A 16,817-nucleotide genomic window follows, 5' to 3' on the forward strand; every position below is an offset into this window, starting at 1 on the left:
ATAGCCCAGAGGGAGACACCATGACCCCAGAACAAATCCTCGAACAATTCGGTCCGCGCGAGTCCATGGAATACGATGTGGTCATCGTTGGTGGCGGCCCCGCCGGCCTGTCCACCGCCATCCGCCTGAAGCAGCTGGCCGCCGAGAAGGACACCGAAATCAACGTCGTGGTACTGGAAAAAGGCTCCGAGCCCGGCTCCCACATCCTGTCCGGTGCCACGTTCGATCCGCGCGCGCTGACCGAGCTGATCCCCGACTGGAAGGAAAAAGGCGCACCGCTGAACCAACCGGTCAAGGAAGATGCCTTCCTGATGCTGAAGGAAAACTCCGCCAGGCGCATGCCCAACTTCCTGCTGCCCAAATGCTTCCACAACGAGGGCAACTACATCATCAGCCTGGCTGATCTCACCCGCTGGCTGGGCCAGCAGGCCGAAGAGCTGGGCGTGGAAATCTTCCCCGGTTTTGCTGCCGCCGAAGTGCTCTACAACGACGATGGCTCGGTCAAGGGGGTGGCGACCGGCAACATGGGTATCGGCAAGGACGGCGAGCCTACCGACGCTTTCCAGCTGGGCATGGAACTGCATGCCAAATACACCATCTTTGCCGAAGGCTGCCGCGGCCACCTGGGCCGCCAGCTGATTGCACGCTACAAGCTCGACGAGGGCAAGGATCCGCAAGCCTATGGCATCGGCATCAAGGAGCTGTGGGAAATCGATCCGTCCCGCCACGAACCCGGTCTGGTGTTGCACACCGCCGGCTGGCCGATGGACAACGACACCTACGGCGGCTCCTTCATGTACCACTACGACGACAACAAGGTGGTGGTCGGTTTCGTGATCGGCCTGGACTACCAGAACCCCTGGCTGAGCCCGTTCGAGGAGTTCCAGCGTTTCAAGACGCACCCCAACATCAAGTGGTATTTCACCGACAGCGAAGGCAACGTCAACGCCAAGCGCCTCAGCTACGGTGCCCGCGCCCTCACCGCTGGCGGCCTGCTGGCCCTGCCCAAGACCGTGTTCCCGGGTGGCGCACTGGTGGGCGACGATGCCGGCTACCTGAATGCCAGCCGCATCAAGGGCAGCCACGCCGCCATCAAGACCGGCATGCTGGCTGCCGAAGCCGCCTTCGAGGCCATTGCTGCCGGCCGCCAGTTCGACGAGCTCAGCGCCTACCCGGCGGCCTTCGAGACCAGCTGGCTGTACGACGAGCTGAACAAGGCACGCAACTACAAGTACTGGTTCGGCAAGGGTACCGAAACCGCCACGCTGATGACCGGTATCGAGCAGAAGCTGTTTGGCGGCAACATGCCCTGGACCAAGCACCGCACCAAGCCCGACCACGTCAAGCTCAAGCCGGCAGCCGAATGCCAGAAGATCGACTATCCCAAGCCCGACGGCAAGCTGACCTTTGACCGTCTGAGCAGCGTGTTCATTGCCAACGTGCACCACGAGGAAAACCAGCCGGCGCACCTGACGCTGAAGGATGCCAGCGTGCCGGTCAACGTCAACCTGGCCAAGTATGCCGGCCCCGAAGCCCGCTACTGTCCGGCCGCCGTGTACGAATTTGTCGCCAATGACGATGGCAGCCAGCGCCTGCAGATCAATGCCGCCAACTGCGTGCACTGCAAGACCTGCGACATCAAGGACCCGACCCAGAACATCGTCTGGGTGACGCCGGAAGGCGGCGGCGGGCCGAACTACGGCAGCATGTAAGCAGCCCGGCCCCTGAGGCCCATGCAGGCAGGCACCCTCCGGTTCCTGCCTGTTTTTTTGCTTTTGCCCCACGCCATGGGCCGCCGCTTGCAGCCGGCCTTGCCCCGCGGGAATGGCTTGCCCTTTATAATCGGAATTTCCCACCATGCGGGCACGCCCCGCTTCTGGCCATGACTACCAAATTTGTATTCGTCACCGGCGGTGTCGTCTCTTCCCTGGGCAAGGGCATTGCGGCAGCTTCGCTGGCTGCCATCCTGGAATCGCGCGGCCTCAAGGTCACCCTGGTCAAGCTGGATCCGTACATCAACGTCGATCCCGGCACCATGAGCCCCTTCCAGCACGGCGAGGTTTTTGTCACCGATGATGGTGCCGAAACCGACCTCGACCTGGGTCACTACGAGCGTTTCATCGAAACGCGCATGAAGAAGACCAACAACTTCACCACCGGCCGCATCTACCAGTCCGTGCTCGAGAAGGAGCGCCGTGGCGATTACCTCGGCAAGACGGTGCAGGTGATTCCCCACATCACCAACGAGATCCAGGAGTACATCCGGCGCGGGGCCGGTATCGGCACTCCGGATGCGGTCGATGTCGCCATCTGCGAAGTCGGCGGTACCGTGGGCGACATCGAATCCCTGCCCTTCCTGGAGGCAGTGCGCCAGCTCAGCCTGAAGCTGGGCCCCAACCACAGCGCCTTTGTCCACCTGACCTACCTGCCCTGGATTGCCGCCGCCGGCGAACTCAAGACCAAGCCGACCCAGCACACGGTGCAGAAGCTGCGCGAAATCGGCATCCAGCCCGATGCCCTGCTGTGCCGCGCCGATCGCGCCATTCCCAACGAGGAACGCGAGAAGATCAGCCTGTTCACCAACGTGCCCGAGTGGGGCGTGATCAGCATGTGGGACGTGGACACCATCTACAAGGTGCCGCGCATGCTGCACGAACAGGGCCTGGACGGCCTGATCTGCGACAAGCTGCGCCTGAACACGCCACCGGCCACGCTCAAGCGCTGGGACGATCTGGTCTATGCGCTGGAGCACCCGCAGCACACGCTGCGTGTCGCCATGGTCGGCAAGTACGTGGAGCTGTCCGACAGCTACAAGTCGATCAACGAGGCGCTGCGCCATGCCGGCATGAAGAACCAGAGCCGCGTGGACATCAGCTACATCGATTCCGAAACACTGACGCCCGACAACGTGGGGCAGGAACTGGCCGCCTACGACGCGATTCTGGTGCCTGGCGGTTTCGGCAAGCGCGGTGTGGAGGGCAAGATCGCTGCTGCCCGCCATGCACGTGAAAATGGCACGCCCTACCTGGGCATCTGCCTGGGCATGCAAGTTGCCACGATCGAATACGCGCGCAACATGGCTGGCTTGGCCAAGGCCAACAGCACCGAATTCGATCCCGAGACGCCCTACCCGGTGATCGCCCTGATCGACGAGTGGAAGGACGCCGATGGCAGCATCCAGACGCGCAGCGCCGATTCCGACCTGGGCGGCACCATGCGTCTGGGCGCACAAAGCTCCGACGTCAAGCCGGGCACGCTGGCCCACCAGATCTACGGCGATGTGGTGACCGAGCGCCACCGCCATCGCTACGAGGCCAACACCCAGTACCTGGATCGCCTGAGCGAAGCCGGCCTGGTGATCTCGGCCCGCACCCAGCGGGAGCACCTGACCGAAATCGTCGAGCTGCCGCAGGATGTGCACCCCTGGTACGTGGGCGTGCAATTCCACCCCGAGTTCAAGTCCACCCCGTGGGACGGCCATCCGCTGTTCAATTCCTATATCAAGGCAGCGCTGCAACGTCAGCAACAAGGCAAGGAGCAGGCATGAAACTGTGCGGATTCGATGTGGGTCTGGAGCACCCCTTTTTCCTGATTTCCGGCCCCTGTGTGGTCGAGAGCGAACAGCTGCAGCTGGATGTGGCCGGCCAACTCAAGGAAATCACCGGCAAGCTTGGCATTCCCTTCATCTTCAAGAGCAGCTACGACAAGGCCAACCGCTCCAGCGGCAGCAGTTTCCGTGGCCCCGGCATGCAAGCCGGCCTGGAGATCCTGGCCAAGGTCAAGCGTGAACTCAACGTGCCGATCCTGACCGATGTGCATACCGAAGCCGAAGTGCCGATGGTCGCCAGCGTGGTGGATGTGCTGCAGACCCCGGCCTTCCTGTGCCGTCAGACCGATTTCATCCGCACCGTGGCGCAATCCGGCAAGCCGGTGAACATCAAGAAGGGCCAGTTCCTGGCGCCGCACGACATGAAGAACGTGATCGACAAGGCGCGTGCCGCAGCGGTCGAGAAAGGGCTGGACCCGGACAGCTTCATGGCCTGCGAGCGTGGTGCCAGCTTTGGCTACAACAACCTGGTGAGCGACATGCGCTCGCTGGCCATCATGCGTGAAAGCGGTGCCCCGGTGGTGTATGACGCCACCCACAGCGTGCAACTGCCAGGCGGCCAGGGCACCAGCAGCGGCGGCATGCGCGAGATGGTGCCGGTGCTGTCCCGCGCGGCGGTGGCCGTGGGCGTGGCCGGCCTGTTCATGGAAACCCACCCCAATCCTGCCTGCGCCCTGAGCGACGGCCCCAATGCCGTGCCGCTGGAGCACATGCCCGAACTGCTGGAAACCCTGCTGGAGCTGGATCGCGTGACCAAGAAGACCATCGCCAGCCGTGGCCTGCTGGAAGAGCGCATCCAGCAGTTTGGCCAGTAAGTCCCGATTTTTGAAAACCCGAGAGAGAAAAGGAACCCCCATGAGTGCAATCGTTGATATCGTCGGCCGCGAAGTCCTGGACAGCCGTGGCAACCCCACGGTCGAATGCGACGTGCTGCTGGAAAGCGGCGTGATGGGCCGTGCCGCTGTTCCCAGCGGCGCTTCCACCGGCAGCCGCGAGGCGATCGAGCTGCGTGACGGCGACAAGAGCCGCTACCTGGGCAAGGGCGTGCTGAAGGCCGTCGAGCACATCAACACCGAAATCCTCGAAGCCGTGCTGGGCCTGGACGCCTCCGAACAGGCTTTCCTGGATCGCACCCTGATCGAGCTGGACGGTACCGAGAACAAGAGCCGCCTGGGCGCCAACGCCATGCTGGCCGTGTCCATGGCCGTGGCCCGTGCCGCCGCCGAGGAATCCGGCCTGCCGCTGTACCGCTACTTTGGCGGCATGGGTGGCTACCAGCTGCCGGTGCCGATGATGAACGTGATCAACGGCGGCGCCCACGCCAACAACAACCTGGACCTGCAGGAATTCATGATCATCCCGGTGGGTGCGCCCAGCTTCCGTGAAGCGCTGCGCTACGGCACCGAGGTGTTCCACGCGCTGAAGAAAATCATCCACGACAAGGGCATGAGCATTGCCGTGGGTGACGAAGGCGGTTTTGCCCCCAACGTGGACAGCCACGAGGCAGCCATCCAGCTGATCCTGCAGGCCATTACCGACGCCGGCTATACCCCGGGCCAGGAAGTGGTGCTGGGTCTGGACTGCGCCAGTTCCGAGTTCTACAAGGACGGCAAGTACGTGCTGGAAGGCGAAGGCGGCCTGCAGCTGAGCGCCGAGGAATGGGCCAACATGCTGGCGACCTGGTGCGACAAGTACCCGATCATCAGCATCGAGGACGGCATGGCCGAAGGCGACTGGGACGGCTGGAAGCTGCTGACCGAGAAGCTGGGCCAGAAGGTGCAGCTGGTGGGTGACGACCTGTTCGTGACCAACACCAAGATCCTGGCCGAAGGCATCGAGAAGGACATCGCCAACTCGATCCTGATCAAGATCAATCAGATCGGCACCCTGACCGAGACCTTCGAAGCGATCGAGATGGCCAAGCGCGCCGGCTATACCGCCGTGATCAGCCACCGTTCCGGCGAGACCGAGGACAGCACCATTGCCGATATCGCCGTGGGTACCAACGCCGGCCAGATCAAGACCGGTTCCCTGAGCCGCTCCGACCGCATGGCCAAGTACAACCAGCTGCTGCGCATCGAGGAAGATCTGGGCGACATCGCCGTGTACCCGGGCCGCAAAGCGTTCTACAATCTGCGCTGATCCTGCATCTCCTGATACCCGCCTGCCATGAACCTGTCCATCAACCGCATCGTCACAGCCGTGCTGATTGCCGTGCTGCTGCTGTTGCAATTCCAGATCTGGACTGGTCGTGGCAGCGTTCAGGAAGTCAGCCTGATGAAGCAGCAGCTGGAAAGCCAGCGCAATACCAACGCGCAGCTGGAACAGCAAATCGGTCGTATCGAATCGGAGATTGCCGACCTCAAGGAAGGTCTCTCCACGGTTGAAGAGAAGGCCCGCTACGAGATGGGCATGCTCAAGCCGAACGAAATCTTCGTGCAGATTGCACGCTGATCCGCCGAAGCGGTTGCTGCAGCCACAAACAATCCCGCCTCGGCGGGATTTTTTGCGTGTGCCAGAGACCGGCTTACTGCAGCTTGTCGCTGGCCGGCGGCTGCTGCGCGGCCGGCTTGAACAGTTGCGCTACCTCGACCTTGTCGAAGTGGTATTGCTGGCCGCAGAACTCGCAGCCGACCTCGATCTGGCCGTGGTCCTCCAGAATGCTCTCGGCCTCTTCCTGACCCAGCGTGCGCACCATGTTGGCGACGCGCTCGTGGCTGCAGGTGCAGGCAAAGTGCGGCACCGGATCGGTATCGGCCGGCACGAAACGCAGCAGTTTCTCGTTCCAGAACAGGCGATGCAGGATGGTGTCGATGTCCAGCTCCAGCAGTTCCTCTTCCTTCAGGCTTTGCGCCAGCGTGGCGATGTGCTGGTAGCTCTCGTCGGCTTCGGCGCGCGCCTCGTCGGTGGGAGCCGCCGTGCTGCCGGCGAGGTTGGCTTCGCCCTCCAGTGGCAGGCGCTGGATCAGCAGGCCGGCCGCGATCTGCTCGTTGGCGGCCAGCACCAGCGTGGTGTCGAGCTGTTCGCTCTGGCGCATGTAGTGGCGCAGCATGTCCGCGACACGCGCAAACGGCTGGCCGGCGCTGTCCTTGAGCGGCACCACACCCTGATAGGGCTGCTGACCCGGCAGGCGGTCACGCGGATCCAGCGTGATCGCGCACTGACCCTGGCCGTGCTGGTTGACCAGCTCGGTCATGTCTGCCGTGTCGGACACCTCGCCAACGATGCTGGCGGTGGCACGCAAGCCCAGGCTGGGCTGCACTTCGGCGACCGCCACCTTGACCGGGCCATCTCCCTGCACCTGCAGGATCAGCGCCCCGTTGAACTTGATATTGGACTGCATCAGCATGGCTGCTGCCGTCATTTCGCCGAGCAGGTGGTTGACGGAAGCCGGGTACGGGCCACTCTGGGTGTTGGCGGCACGGCGTTGCACCACCTCTTGCCAGGCATCGGTCAGACGCACGGCAACACCGCGCACCGGAATGCCGTCAAACAGGAATTTCTGGATCTGGGACATGAGTTGTTCTCGTGAAACGGCCCGGCGCAGCTGGCCGGACCCAGACAGTCCAGATGGGGTTCAAGCGATCTTCTTCAAGCCTTTGCGGTAGCGGTTGGCATTGTCGATGTAGTGCTGGGCGCTGTAGCGCAGGCCTTCGATCTGTTCGGGCGTGAGCTGGCGCACCACCTTGGCCGGGCTGCCCAGAATCATGCTGCCATCGGGAAATTCCTTGCCCTCGGTCACCAGCGCACCGGCGCCGACCAGGCAGTTCTTGCCGATTTTGGCGCCGTTGAGCACCACGGCACCAATGCCGATCAGGCTCTCGTCGCCAATCGTGCAGCCATGCAGCATCACCATGTGGCCCACGGTGACGCGCTTGCCGATGGTCAGCGGTATACCCTCGTCGGTGTGCAGCACGCTGCCGTCCTGGATGTTGCTGCCTTCGCCGATGGTGATCGGGTCGTTGTCGCCACGCAGCGTGCAGTTGAACCAGATGCTGACGTTCTCGTCCAGCTGCACATCACCCATGACCTGGGCGGAATCGGCTACCCAGGCGCTGTCGGCTACCTGCGGGGTCTTGTCGTCGAGTTGGTAAAGGGCCATGCTTGTCTGTCTCCGGTCAAAATCGTGGCGGCGGTGCGCGCCTACAATGGCTCCCATGAGTGTACGACAAGCTGCCCGCGCCGCCCTGAGCCTGACCGATCCTGCCGCCAAGGTCGCCGCCACCCACGTCCTGTGGCAGCAGGCCGGTGCGGCTGATCTGGCCAGTGAAGCCGCTGTCTCGGCCGCGGAGCTGATCGCGCGGGAGCCAGCCCCGATTCCCGGCCGGCCGGACCAGCCGGAGCTGGTGCATCCGAAAGAGGTGGCCCGGCGCAGCGTACACACGCCAGCCGGCCGCGCCGCCCTGCTGCATGCGGTGGTGCATATCGAATTCAATGCCATCAACCTGGCGCTGGATGCGGTCTGGCGCTTCAGCGACATGCCCGAAGGCTTTTACCTGGACTGGCTGCGCGTGGCACGCGAAGAAGCCGAACACTTCACCATGCTGCACGAGCACCTGCAGCAGATGGGCTGGCAATACGGCGATTTTGTTGCGCACGACGGCCTGTGGACCATGTGCGAGAAAACCGCCGATGACATCGTGGCCCGCATGGCGCTGGTGCCGCGCACGCTGGAGGCGCGCGGCCTGGATGCCACGCCGCTGATCCAGCAGCGCCTGCGTGCCATCCAGGCCGACGATGCGCAAGTCACCGCAAACCTGCTCGATACCATTCTGCGCGACGAGATCGGCCATGTGGCAATTGGCAACCACTGGTATCGCTGGCTGTGCGGACGTTACGGACTGGAGCCTGTGGCGCATTACGGCGCACTGGTGCAGCACTACGCCGCCCCCAGGCTCAAGCCGCCCTTCAACGAGGCGGCACGCAAGCAGGCCGGCTTCAGCCAGCAAGAGATCGACTACCTGCTGGGCATGGGTGTGTAGCCACCGCGCCAGCAGGCACAATGAACACAAATACGAACCCTGGAGGAGACACCCCATGAACAACGCCCTGCTCTACGACCAGGACGGTGCCATCGTCACGCTGACCATGAACCGCCCTGACCTGCGCAACCCGATTTCCGAACCGGACATGATCGATGCCTTCGAGGAGGCGGTGTTGCGCATCAACCGCGATGCCAGCGTACGCGTGGTGATCCTGACCGGGGCCGGCAGCGCATTTTCCTCGGGCGGCAATGTCAAGCACATGCGCGACCGTGAAGGCATGTTTGGCGGCAGCCCGGTGCAGATCCGCAACGGTTATCGCCACGGCATCCAGCGCATTCCGCGCGCCATGTGGGAGCTGGAAGTGCCGGCGATTGCCGCCGTCAACGGGCCGGCCATTGGGGCCGGCTGCGACCTGACCTGCATGTGCGATATCCGCATCGCCTCTACCAGGGCCCAGTTTGCCGAGAGCTTTGCCAAGATCGGCATCATTCCCGGCGACGGCGGTGCCTGGCTGCTGCCGCGCGTGGTCGGCATGTCGCGTGCCAGCGAGATGGCCTTTACCGGCGAGCCGATCGATGCGCAGACGGCGCTGGCCTGGGGACTGGTGTCGCGCGTGGTGGAACCGGAAGATCTGCTTGACAGCGCCCGTGCGCTGGCACAGCGCATCGCGGTCAACCCGCCGCAGGCCGTGCGCATGAGCAAGCGTCTGCTGCGCGAAGGCCAGCACATGCGGCTGGACAGCCTGCTGGAGCTGTCAGCCGCCATGCAGGCGCTGGCGCACCATACGCAGGACCATGCCGAAGCCGTCAACGCGCTGCTGGAAAAGCGCCCGGGCCACTATAGCGGCGCATAAGCCGGCCAGCCCTCCTCAGCCGCGCGGATGGTGCTGTGCCATCATCTGCTTCAGGCGTTCGCGTGCCACGTGGGTGTAGATCGTGGTGGTGCTGATATCGGCATGGCCCAGCAGCAGCTGTACCGAACGCAAGTCTGCGCCGTGGTTCAGCAAATGGGTGGCAAAGGCATGGCGCAGGGTATGCGGTGACAGCGGCGTGGCAATGCCGGCCTGCAGCGCATATTTCCGCACCAGATGCCAGAACATGGCACGCGTCATCGCTTCGCCGGGATGCGCGCCGCGAATCGTCACGAACACGGCATCGGTCTGGTGCCCCTTGAGCAGCGCCGGACGCGCCTGCTCCAGATAGCGCTGCAACCAATCGTGCGCCACATCGCCAAACGGCACCAGGCGCTCCTTGTCTCCCTTGCCGGTGATGCGCAGCACGCGCTCGCTCGGGCTGATGTGGAACAGGCGCAGGTCCACCAGCTCGCTTACGCGCAGGCCGCTGGCGTACATCAGTTCCAGCATGGCGCGATCGCGCAGGCCGAGTTCGGTATCCACATCGGGTGCGGCCAGCAGGGCCTCGACCTGGGCTTCGCCGAGTGTTCCGGGGACACGCGCCGGCTGGCGTGCCGCCTGCAGGCGCAGCGTCGGGTCTTCGGCCAGGCGCTGCTCACGCACCGCCCAGCGGTAGAAACGCTTGAGCACGGTCAGCTTGCGGTTGGCGCTGGTCGCCTTGCCGCCCTGGCCCTGCACGCCGCCACTGCTGAACAGATGGCCCTGGTAGAGCTGGATATCCGTTTCCTGTGCCTGCAGCAGCGCGCGCGCTGGCACCTGCTGCGCCAGCCAGCGCACGAACAGGTTCAGGTCGCTGCGGTAGGCGGCCAGGGTGTTGCGGCTCAGGCCGTCTTCGAGCCAGAGGGCATCGAGAAAGGCATCGACGGCATCAGGAGCGCTTGCAGCAGGCGTATCGGTCAGGGACATGCCGCCATTATCCGGGCAGCCGGCCTGCGCCGGTGCCGATTGCTGCCTTCGCCAGATACGTGCGCTGTCGTGGCCCGGCTGCCGTAAGCTGGCAGCTTCATCTTTCAGGATTCAGGAGCACGGCAACCATGCAGCAGACACCCGGCGATCACGACGATCTTGTGCAACAGCAGTACCAGCCGCGCGCGCAGGCCTATGCCAGCAGCGCCGTGCATGCCGCGGGGCCGGATCTGGCATGCGCCAGCGCGCTGGTGGCGGCGCTGGCCCCGGCCGATGCCGGCTGGCGCGCCCTGGATGCCGGATGCGGCGGCGGTCACCTCGGCTTTGCGCTGGCCGCCCTGCCCCAGGTTGCACAGCTCTGTGCGCTGGACCCGACGCCGGCCATGCTCGAGGTGGTGCAACAGGGCGCCCTGGACCGCGGTCTGGCAGCGCGCCTGCACACGGTACAGGGACAGGCCGGCAGCCTGCCGTTTGCCGATGCCAGCTTCGATCTGGTCGCCAGCCGCTACAGCGCGCACCACTGGCGTCATCTGGAAGCCGGCCTGGCCGATCTGGTGCGCGTGCTGCGCCCGGGCGGCTATCTGCTGCTGATCGACACGCTGGGACACGACGATGTGCTGTGCCAGACGCACATGCAGACCGTGGAACTGCTGCCCGATGCCTCGCATGTCTGCAACCGTCCGGTGCCGGAATGGCGTGCCCTGCTGCAAGCCACCGGGGTAGACATCCTGCATGAGCAAGCCTGGCCGCTGCGGCTGGAATTTGCCTCCTGGATTGCGCGCATGCAAACCCCGCCTCATCGCGCCCAGGCCGTACGCGCCGTGCTGCAGCAGGCCCCGGCCGAAGTGCACGAAGCCCTGCAGACCGAGGCCGATGGCAGTTTCACGCTGCAGACCGGCCTCTGGCTGGCGCGCAAGCCGGTCTAGCCCTGCGCCAGCGCCCACGCCACATGCTCGCGCACCAGCTCCTGCGGATGCCCGGCCTGCTGCTGCAGGGCAGCGCGGATGGCCTCGGCCTGCGCCGCATCAGCCACGCGCAGCGCATTGCCCAGCGCCACCGCCAGATTGCGCAGCCAGCGCAAATGACCGATACGGCGAATCGGGCTGCCTTCGGTGCAGCGCAAGAAAGTGGCTTCGTCCCACTGCCAGAGCTGCAACAGCTGTGCGCTGCCCAGACCATGGCGTTCATCAAAATCCGGTAGCGCCTGACGTCGGGCAAACTTGTTCCACGGGCAGACCAGCTGGCAGTCGTCGCAGCCGTAGATGCGGTTGCCCAGCAAGGGACGCAACTCGGGCGGAATCGGGCCATCGTGCTCGATCGTCAGATAGGAAATGCAGCGCCGCGCGTCGAGCCGGTACGGCGCGATGATGGCCCCGGTCGGGCAGATGTCCAGACAGGCCCGGCACTGGCCGCAGTGGCCGCTTTCGGCATCGGTCAGCGGCAGGGCCAGATCGATGTAGATCTCGCCCAGGAAGAACATGGAGCCGGCCTCGCGGCTCAGCGTCAGCGTGTGCTTGCCACGCCAGCCCTGGCCGCTGCGGCTGGCCAGTTCCACCTCCAGCACCGGTGCCGAATCGGTAAACACGCGATGGCCGAACGGGCCGAGGACGCGCGCCATGGCATCGGCCAGTTTCTGCAGGCGCTGGCGCAGCACCTTGTGGTAATCGCGGCCCCGCGCATAGAGCGATACCACGGCTTCGCCAGGCTGCTGCAGCCGCGCCAACTCGCGTTCGCGCCAGTTTTCCGGCGTGGCCGCGGGCAGGTAATCCATGCGCGCCGTGATCACGCGTACCGTGCCCGGCACCAGCTCTGCCGGACGCGCCCGCTTCAGGCCATGATGTGCCATGTACTGCATGCTGCCGTGAAAACCCTGTTCCAGCCAGGCCAGCAGCCCCGGCTCGGCGCTGGACAGATCGACATCGGCCACGCCCAGTCGGGAAAAGCCGAGTGCGGCCGCCTCCTGCTGCAGGATCGACCATAATGTTTCCGGGCTGGGAGGCGTCTGCTGTTCCACGATTCCTGTTTCCAACGTGCTGCCGGCGGCCTGTGACCAGACCGATGCAGCTGTGATGACACCGATGATTGTAAAAAACCTGAACTGGCCTGACGAATCGGCCACCCGGGAGTTTGCCAGCCGGCTGGCAGACTATTGGCAACAGCACCCGGACAGCGCCAACCTGCTGGTGCTGCTGCACGGCGACCTGGGAGCCGGCAAGACCACGCTGGTGCGGCATCTGCTGCGCGGTCTGGGCGTACAGGGCCGCATCAAGAGTCCGACCTATGCCCTGGTAGAACCTTATGTAACCCCATGTGTGCAAGTGTGGCATTTTGATTTTTACCGCTTTGCCGACCCGCAGGAATGGGAAGATGCAGGGTTACGCGATATCTTTGCCACGCCGGGTCTGAAACTGGTCGAATGGCCGGACAAGGCCGGAGACCTGCTGCCGCAGCCCGACTGGATCATCCGGCTCAGCTCCGATGTGGACGAGGTACGCCATATCACCCTGGAAGCCCTGACGCCACGTGGCGTCACCCTGATGCAGGAAGCGACATGATCCAACGCAGGCAGATCATCCAGACCGCCGGACTGGTGCTGGCAGGCATCTCCGGCAGCGTACGCGCCGCCAATATCGTGGCCGTACGTGCCTGGCCCGCCCCCGACTACAGCCGAATCACGCTGGAATCCGACCAGCCCCTGCGCTACACCCAGACCCTGATCCAGAATCCGCACCGGCTGGCCGTGGACATCTCCGGCGTGCCGCTGACACAGGAGCTGCGCAATCTGGTCAGCAAGGTGCCACCGGATGACCCGAATATCGCCGGCATCCGCGTCGGCCAGTACGATGCCCATACCGTGCGCATCGTCGTCGACCTGAAACAGCAGGTGAAGGCGCAGGTGTTCACGCTGGAGCCGGTCGCGGCCTACCAGAACCGTCTGGTGTTCGACCTCTATCCGGGCCAGGCCCGGGCGGTGGACCCGCTGGAGCAGCTGATTGCCGAATACACGCGCGATCCCGGTGCGCCCACGCCCGCCGTGCCCGCGCCCGCCGCACCGGCTGCGCCGCCACCGTTCCAGAGTGCCACCGCGGCCGCCAATGATCCGCTGGCCGACCTGATTGCGCGCCGCAGCAGCATGGTCGCCATGTCGCCGGCGCCGGAACAGACACCGCCACGCATTGTCATCACGCCCGAGCGCACGGTACCGGCACGCCCGATCCCGCGTGCAGCACCACCGACAGCCCCGGCCGTGCGCACGGCACGCCGCACCGACCGGCTGATCATCGTGGCGCTGGATCCCGGCCATGGTGGCGAGGATCCGGGCGCCATCGGTCCGGGCGGCACCTACGAGAAGACCATCGTGCTGGCCATTGCGCGCAAGCTGCGCGACCGCATCAACCGCAGCAGCGTCAACGGCAACCCGATGCGCGCCTTCCTGACACGTGATGGCGATTACTTCGTGCCGCTGAACACGCGCGTGCAAAAGGCACGCCAGGTACAGGCCGACCTGTTCATCAGCATCCATGCCGATGCCTTCATCACGCCGCAGGCGAATGGCTCCAGCGTCTACGCGCTGAGCACCACCGGCGCCAGCAGCACGGCCGCACGCTGGCTGGCAAACAAGGAAAACAATGCCGACCTGGTGGGCGGCCTGAATGTACGCAGCCACGATGCCACCGTACAACGCGCGCTGCTGGACATGAGTACCACGGCGCAGATCCGCGACAGCCTGTCGCTGGGCGGTGCGCTGCTGGGCGAAATCGGCAAGATCAACCGCCTGCACAAGCCCAGGGTGCAGCAAGCCGGTTTTGCCGTGCTCAAGGCACCCGATATCCCCAGCGTACTGGTGGAAACCGCCTTTATCAGCAACCCGGGCGAGGAGCGCAAGCTGGCCAACGGTGCGCATCAGAACATGCTGGCCGACTCGCTGATGCAAGGCATTCAGCGCTATTTCCAGCGCAACCCGCCGCTGGCCCGCAGCCGCTCGGTCTGAGCAGCCTGCAAACCGGCTTCAGTCGAGTATCAGCGCCAGTACCCAGAGCACGGTAAAGGCCAGCTGCAGGTGCGCCGTGCGCGCCAGCAGCCAGTTGTAGCGCTTGCTTGGCGGCCAGGTCGCCATGCGATACACCAGCAGCACGGCCAGCGGCAGCGTCAGGTGCGGCAGCACATGCGCCCAGTGGCGTGCCTGCGACAGCGCCAGCAGATAGGGAACAGCCAGCATGCCGGCATACAGCAGGCGGCAGGCCGGCAGACCGATGCGCACCGCCAGCGTGTACTTGCCGGCCAGCACATCGGATGCCGCATCACGCGTGTTGTTGACCAGCATCACGGCCGAGGCAAACGCGCCCATCATGTGGCCCAGAATCCAGATCTGGCGGCTCAGGGTGCCGGTCTGCAGATAGTAGGTGCCCAAGACCGCCGCCAGTCCGAAAAACACCCAGACAAAGATCTCGCCCAGCGGCCCGTGCGAAATCGGTGCCGGGCCCAGGGTATAGGCCCAGCCGCAGAACAGGGCCACCAGCCCCAGCAGCACAATCGGCCAGCCTCCCACCACCACCAGATACACGCCGAGTACAAAGGCCAGCGCCAGGCAACCCAGCCCGGCCTGCTTGACCTGGCGCGTACCCAGCCAGCCCTTGGCCACGGCCCGGTCCGGCCCCAGGCGTTCGCCCCGGTCGATGCCGCTTTCGTAGTCACCGGCATCGTTGAACAGGTTGGTGGCGATCTGGATCAGGATCGCGGCCAGAAAGGTCACGATGGCCACCGGCCAGTCCAGCCCCCCCTTCTGGTGCCAGGCCAGGGTACAGGCAGCCAGCACGCCGGAGAGCGTGACGCCCAGCGTATGCGGGCGTGCTGCCAGCAGCCAGGCCATGGACGGTGAGGATGAGGGTGGGGCGGCAACAGGCTTGCCCGCGTCGGTGCTGTCTGCGTTTTGCGTCATGCCCCGGATTGTAGGCAATCCCGTTCAGCGCATCGCGAACAGTTCCTGGTGGAATTGGTCAGCGGTCAATCCGTGCGCCATCAGATCCTGGCGCAGGGCCTCGGCAAAGCCCGTCGGGCCGCAGAACCAGACACTGGCGGTCTGCCAGTCCGGCACCTGCTGGCGCAGGCGTTCGCCGGTCAGATAACCATCGCGCCGGTCGACCAGCACCTGCAGGCGCACGCCGGCGGCTGCAGCCTGATCGTTCAGCAGTTGCAGCACGTCGGCATCTTCCTGCGCCGTGGTGTAGAACAGGTCAACTGCCTCATGGTGCACACCAGGCTCCTGCTGCATCTGCTGCATGCGCGCCAGGAACGGCGTGATGCCAATGCCGCCACCGATCCAGATCTGGCGACCACGCCCCTGGTTGAAAGTAAAGCGGCCATACGGGCCTTCCACCACCACCGGCAAATCCGGCTTGAGCACCTCGTGCAGCGTGCTGGTGTGATCGCCCAGCGCCTTGGTCACGAACAGGATGTCGCGCTTTTGCGGGTCCCAGCTGGATGCCATGGTGTACGGGTGGGGTCGCTCAGGGCTGCCCACCACATGGACAAAGGCAAACTGCCCGGCCTGGTGGCCCGGCCAGCCCGGTTCCAGGTGCACCGTCGTGGCCAGCACCTGCAGGCCGGGGAAATAGCGCATGCCGCCAATCACGCCTCCGGTCTTGCGGCCGGCCCCGACACGGCCCAGCAGCACCAGCACTGCCGCCACGACACCGCCCACCACCAGCACCGCCATGACCCAGCCCACCGGCTGCGTCCAGTAGGCGAACTTCGTCAACACCAGCGTATGCCAGGCCAGCACCAGATAGGTGATCGCCAGAATCTTGTGCGTCTGGATGAACAGACGATACGGAAAGCGCTTGACCAGCGCCAGCACCATCAGGATCAGCGCCGCATAAAAGGCCCACTCGCCCAGCGTTTCAGCCAGGCCACGCTGCGTGCGCAGCCAGGCTTCCAGCCCTTCGATCTGCTGGCCCTGCCCTGCTCCCCCGCTGCGTGCCGGCCGTTCCAGCCAGCCCCAGCCAACCATCCACTTGGTACCCTTGGCCCACCACCAGTGCAGCGCGCTGCTTACCAGCGCGGCAATTCCCAGCCACTTGTGCAGGCGGTACATCTTGTCCAGCCCGCCCAGCGCCGATTCCAGCCAGACCGGTCGCAGCGCCAGCAGCATGCAGGCCGCCATGCTGCCCATGGCGATCACGCCGCTGTACTGCACGAACACGCCACGAAACGGAAAATAGCCAAACGGCTGCGGCCAGAGGGTATCGGCCAGCAGCCACAAGCCGGTCAGACCGAGCAACAGGCCCCACAGGGCGATCCGGATTCTGCGCATGAAAACCTCACTTTCTACATGGATACCCCCATCCTAGCGCGCGAACCTGAAGGCTGGCTGATGAGCCGGCTGCGGCGACTCGGGAATGGAGCG

Annotated in this window: 16 protein-coding genes; 10 read left to right on the forward strand and 6 right to left on the reverse strand. The window is 64.8% G+C overall.

The window, feature by feature from the left end; translation table 11 throughout:
• Positions 1-20: 20 nt before the first annotated feature.
• The 5 genes from C513_RS0107380 (at position 21) to C513_RS0107400 (ending at position 6,061) form a co-directional block, all read left to right on the forward strand.
• A complete protein-coding gene (locus tag C513_RS0107380; RefSeq protein WP_018715405.1) occupies positions 21-1,712 on the forward strand; it encodes an electron transfer flavoprotein-ubiquinone oxidoreductase in 1,692 nt (563 codons plus the stop codon).
• A 170-nt stretch (positions 1,713-1,882) separates the two neighbouring features.
• Positions 1,883-3,547 (forward strand): CTP synthase, encoded by a 1,665-nt coding sequence (locus C513_RS0107385; protein ID WP_018715406.1) that lies wholly within the window; start codon positions 1,883-1,885, stop codon positions 3,545-3,547.
• Entirely contained in the window at positions 3,544-4,422 is an 879-nt protein-coding gene (kdsA, locus tag C513_RS0107390) for a 3-deoxy-8-phosphooctulonate synthase (protein WP_018715407.1), read from the forward strand. The genes C513_RS0107385 and kdsA overlap by 4 nt, the downstream gene beginning before the upstream one ends.
• Before the next feature lie 40 nt (positions 4,423-4,462).
• The gene (eno, locus tag C513_RS0107395) at positions 4,463-5,749 is read left to right on the forward strand and encodes a phosphopyruvate hydratase (protein WP_018715408.1); all 1,287 of its coding nucleotides are present in this window, start codon (positions 4,463-4,465) and stop codon (positions 5,747-5,749) included.
• A gap of 27 nt (positions 5,750-5,776) precedes the next feature.
• Positions 5,777-6,061, forward strand: coding sequence for a septum formation initiator family protein (locus C513_RS0107400; protein WP_018715409.1), 285 nt, complete (start codon positions 5,777-5,779; stop codon positions 6,059-6,061).
• 73 nt (positions 6,062-6,134) lie between these two features.
• On the opposite strand, the gene hslO is transcribed toward C513_RS0107400, so the two are convergent.
• Positions 6,135-7,124, reverse strand: coding sequence for an Hsp33 family molecular chaperone HslO (gene hslO, locus C513_RS0107405; RefSeq protein ID WP_018715410.1), 990 nt, complete (start codon positions 7,122-7,124; stop codon positions 6,135-6,137).
• 60 nt (positions 7,125-7,184) lie between these two features.
• Positions 7,185-7,709: a gamma carbonic anhydrase family protein gene (locus tag C513_RS0107410; protein WP_018715411.1), complete on the reverse strand. Its 525-nt coding sequence runs from the start codon at positions 7,707-7,709 to the stop codon at positions 7,185-7,187.
• Between the two features lie 55 nt (positions 7,710-7,764).
• Between C513_RS0107410 and C513_RS0107415 the strand changes: the two genes are divergently transcribed.
• Together C513_RS0107415 and C513_RS0107420 are read left to right on the forward strand one after the other, a co-directional pair.
• Entirely contained in the window at positions 7,765-8,589 is an 825-nt protein-coding gene (locus tag C513_RS0107415) for a ferritin-like domain-containing protein (RefSeq protein WP_018715412.1), read from the forward strand.
• A gap of 55 nt (positions 8,590-8,644) precedes the next feature.
• Positions 8,645-9,445: a crotonase/enoyl-CoA hydratase family protein gene (locus C513_RS0107420; RefSeq protein ID WP_018715413.1), complete on the forward strand. Its 801-nt coding sequence runs from the start codon at positions 8,645-8,647 to the stop codon at positions 9,443-9,445.
• 15 nt (positions 9,446-9,460) lie between these two features.
• On the opposite strand, the gene xerD is transcribed toward C513_RS0107420, so the two are convergent.
• On the reverse strand, positions 9,461-10,411 hold the full coding sequence (gene xerD / locus C513_RS0107425; protein WP_018715414.1) for a site-specific tyrosine recombinase XerD: 951 nt from the start codon (positions 10,409-10,411) through the stop codon (positions 9,461-9,463).
• Positions 10,412-10,539: 128 nt separating this feature from the next.
• On the opposite strand from xerD, the gene C513_RS0107430 reads away from it, so the two are divergent.
• Positions 10,540-11,337, forward strand: coding sequence for a class I SAM-dependent methyltransferase (locus C513_RS0107430; protein WP_018715415.1), 798 nt, complete (start codon positions 10,540-10,542; stop codon positions 11,335-11,337).
• Here the strand turns inward: C513_RS0107430 and queG are convergent.
• Positions 11,334-12,425: a tRNA epoxyqueuosine(34) reductase QueG gene (gene queG, locus C513_RS0107435; protein WP_018715416.1), complete on the reverse strand. Its 1,092-nt coding sequence runs from the start codon at positions 12,423-12,425 to the stop codon at positions 11,334-11,336. The genes C513_RS0107430 and queG overlap by 4 nt on opposite strands.
• A 55-nt stretch (positions 12,426-12,480) precedes the next feature.
• On the opposite strand from queG, the gene tsaE reads away from it, so the two are divergent.
• Together tsaE and C513_RS0107445 are read left to right on the forward strand one after the other, a co-directional pair.
• Positions 12,481-12,966, forward strand: a complete 486-nt coding sequence (gene tsaE / locus C513_RS0107440) for a tRNA (adenosine(37)-N6)-threonylcarbamoyltransferase complex ATPase subunit type 1 TsaE (protein ID WP_018715417.1) — start codon at positions 12,481-12,483, stop codon at positions 12,964-12,966.
• Positions 12,963-14,402: an N-acetylmuramoyl-L-alanine amidase gene (locus tag C513_RS0107445; protein WP_018715418.1), complete on the forward strand. Its 1,440-nt coding sequence runs from the start codon at positions 12,963-12,965 to the stop codon at positions 14,400-14,402. Before tsaE ends, C513_RS0107445 begins: the two co-directional genes overlap by 4 nt.
• Before the next feature lie 18 nt (positions 14,403-14,420).
• Here the strand turns inward: C513_RS0107445 and menA are convergent, their stop codons facing one another.
• Both menA and C513_RS0107455 read right to left on the reverse strand, forming a co-directional pair.
• Positions 14,421-15,350 (reverse strand): 1,4-dihydroxy-2-naphthoate octaprenyltransferase, encoded by a 930-nt coding sequence (gene menA, locus C513_RS0107450; RefSeq protein WP_211215731.1) that lies wholly within the window; start codon positions 15,348-15,350, stop codon positions 14,421-14,423.
• Between the two features lie 24 nt (positions 15,351-15,374).
• A complete protein-coding gene (locus C513_RS0107455; protein WP_018715420.1) occupies positions 15,375-16,724 on the reverse strand; it encodes a ferredoxin reductase family protein in 1,350 nt (449 codons plus the stop codon).
• Between the last annotated feature and the right edge of the window lie 93 nt (positions 16,725-16,817).

Source organism: Allobrachymonas chironomi DSM 19884 (genome assembly GCF_000374625.1).
Lineage (GTDB): Bacteria > Pseudomonadota > Gammaproteobacteria > Burkholderiales > Burkholderiaceae_C > Brachymonas > Brachymonas chironomi.

Excerpts from the sequence above, each read along its gene's own strand:
- C513_RS0107380 (WP_018715405.1), top strand. The coding sequence starts at position 21 with ATGACCCCAGAACAAATCCTCGAACAATTCGGTCCGCGCGAGTCCATG.
- C513_RS0107385 (WP_018715406.1), top strand. The coding sequence starts at position 1,883 with ATGACTACCAAATTTGTATTCGTCACCGGCGGTGTCGTCTCTTCCCTG.
- kdsA (WP_018715407.1), top strand. The coding sequence starts at position 3,544 with ATGAAACTGTGCGGATTCGATGTGGGTCTGGAGCACCCCTTTTTCCTG.
- eno (WP_018715408.1), top strand. The coding sequence starts at position 4,463 with ATGAGTGCAATCGTTGATATCGTCGGCCGCGAAGTCCTGGACAGCCGT.
- C513_RS0107400 (WP_018715409.1), top strand. The coding sequence starts at position 5,777 with ATGAACCTGTCCATCAACCGCATCGTCACAGCCGTGCTGATTGCCGTG.
- hslO (WP_018715410.1), bottom strand. The coding sequence starts at position 7,124 with ATGTCCCAGATCCAGAAATTCCTGTTTGACGGCATTCCGGTGCGCGGT.
- C513_RS0107410 (WP_018715411.1), bottom strand. The coding sequence starts at position 7,709 with ATGGCCCTTTACCAACTCGACGACAAGACCCCGCAGGTAGCCGACAGC.
- C513_RS0107415 (WP_018715412.1), top strand. The coding sequence starts at position 7,765 with ATGAGTGTACGACAAGCTGCCCGCGCCGCCCTGAGCCTGACCGATCCT.
- C513_RS0107420 (WP_018715413.1), top strand. The coding sequence starts at position 8,645 with ATGAACAACGCCCTGCTCTACGACCAGGACGGTGCCATCGTCACGCTG.
- xerD (WP_018715414.1), bottom strand. The coding sequence starts at position 10,411 with ATGTCCCTGACCGATACGCCTGCTGCAAGCGCTCCTGATGCCGTCGAT.
- C513_RS0107430 (WP_018715415.1), top strand. The coding sequence starts at position 10,540 with ATGCAGCAGACACCCGGCGATCACGACGATCTTGTGCAACAGCAGTAC.
- tsaE (WP_018715417.1), top strand. The coding sequence starts at position 12,481 with ATGACACCGATGATTGTAAAAAACCTGAACTGGCCTGACGAATCGGCC.
- C513_RS0107445 (WP_018715418.1), top strand. The coding sequence starts at position 12,963 with ATGATCCAACGCAGGCAGATCATCCAGACCGCCGGACTGGTGCTGGCA.
- menA (WP_211215731.1), bottom strand. The coding sequence starts at position 15,350 with ATGACGCAAAACGCAGACAGCACCGACGCGGGCAAGCCTGTTGCCGCC.
- C513_RS0107455 (WP_018715420.1), bottom strand. The coding sequence starts at position 16,724 with ATGCGCAGAATCCGGATCGCCCTGTGGGGCCTGTTGCTCGGTCTGACC.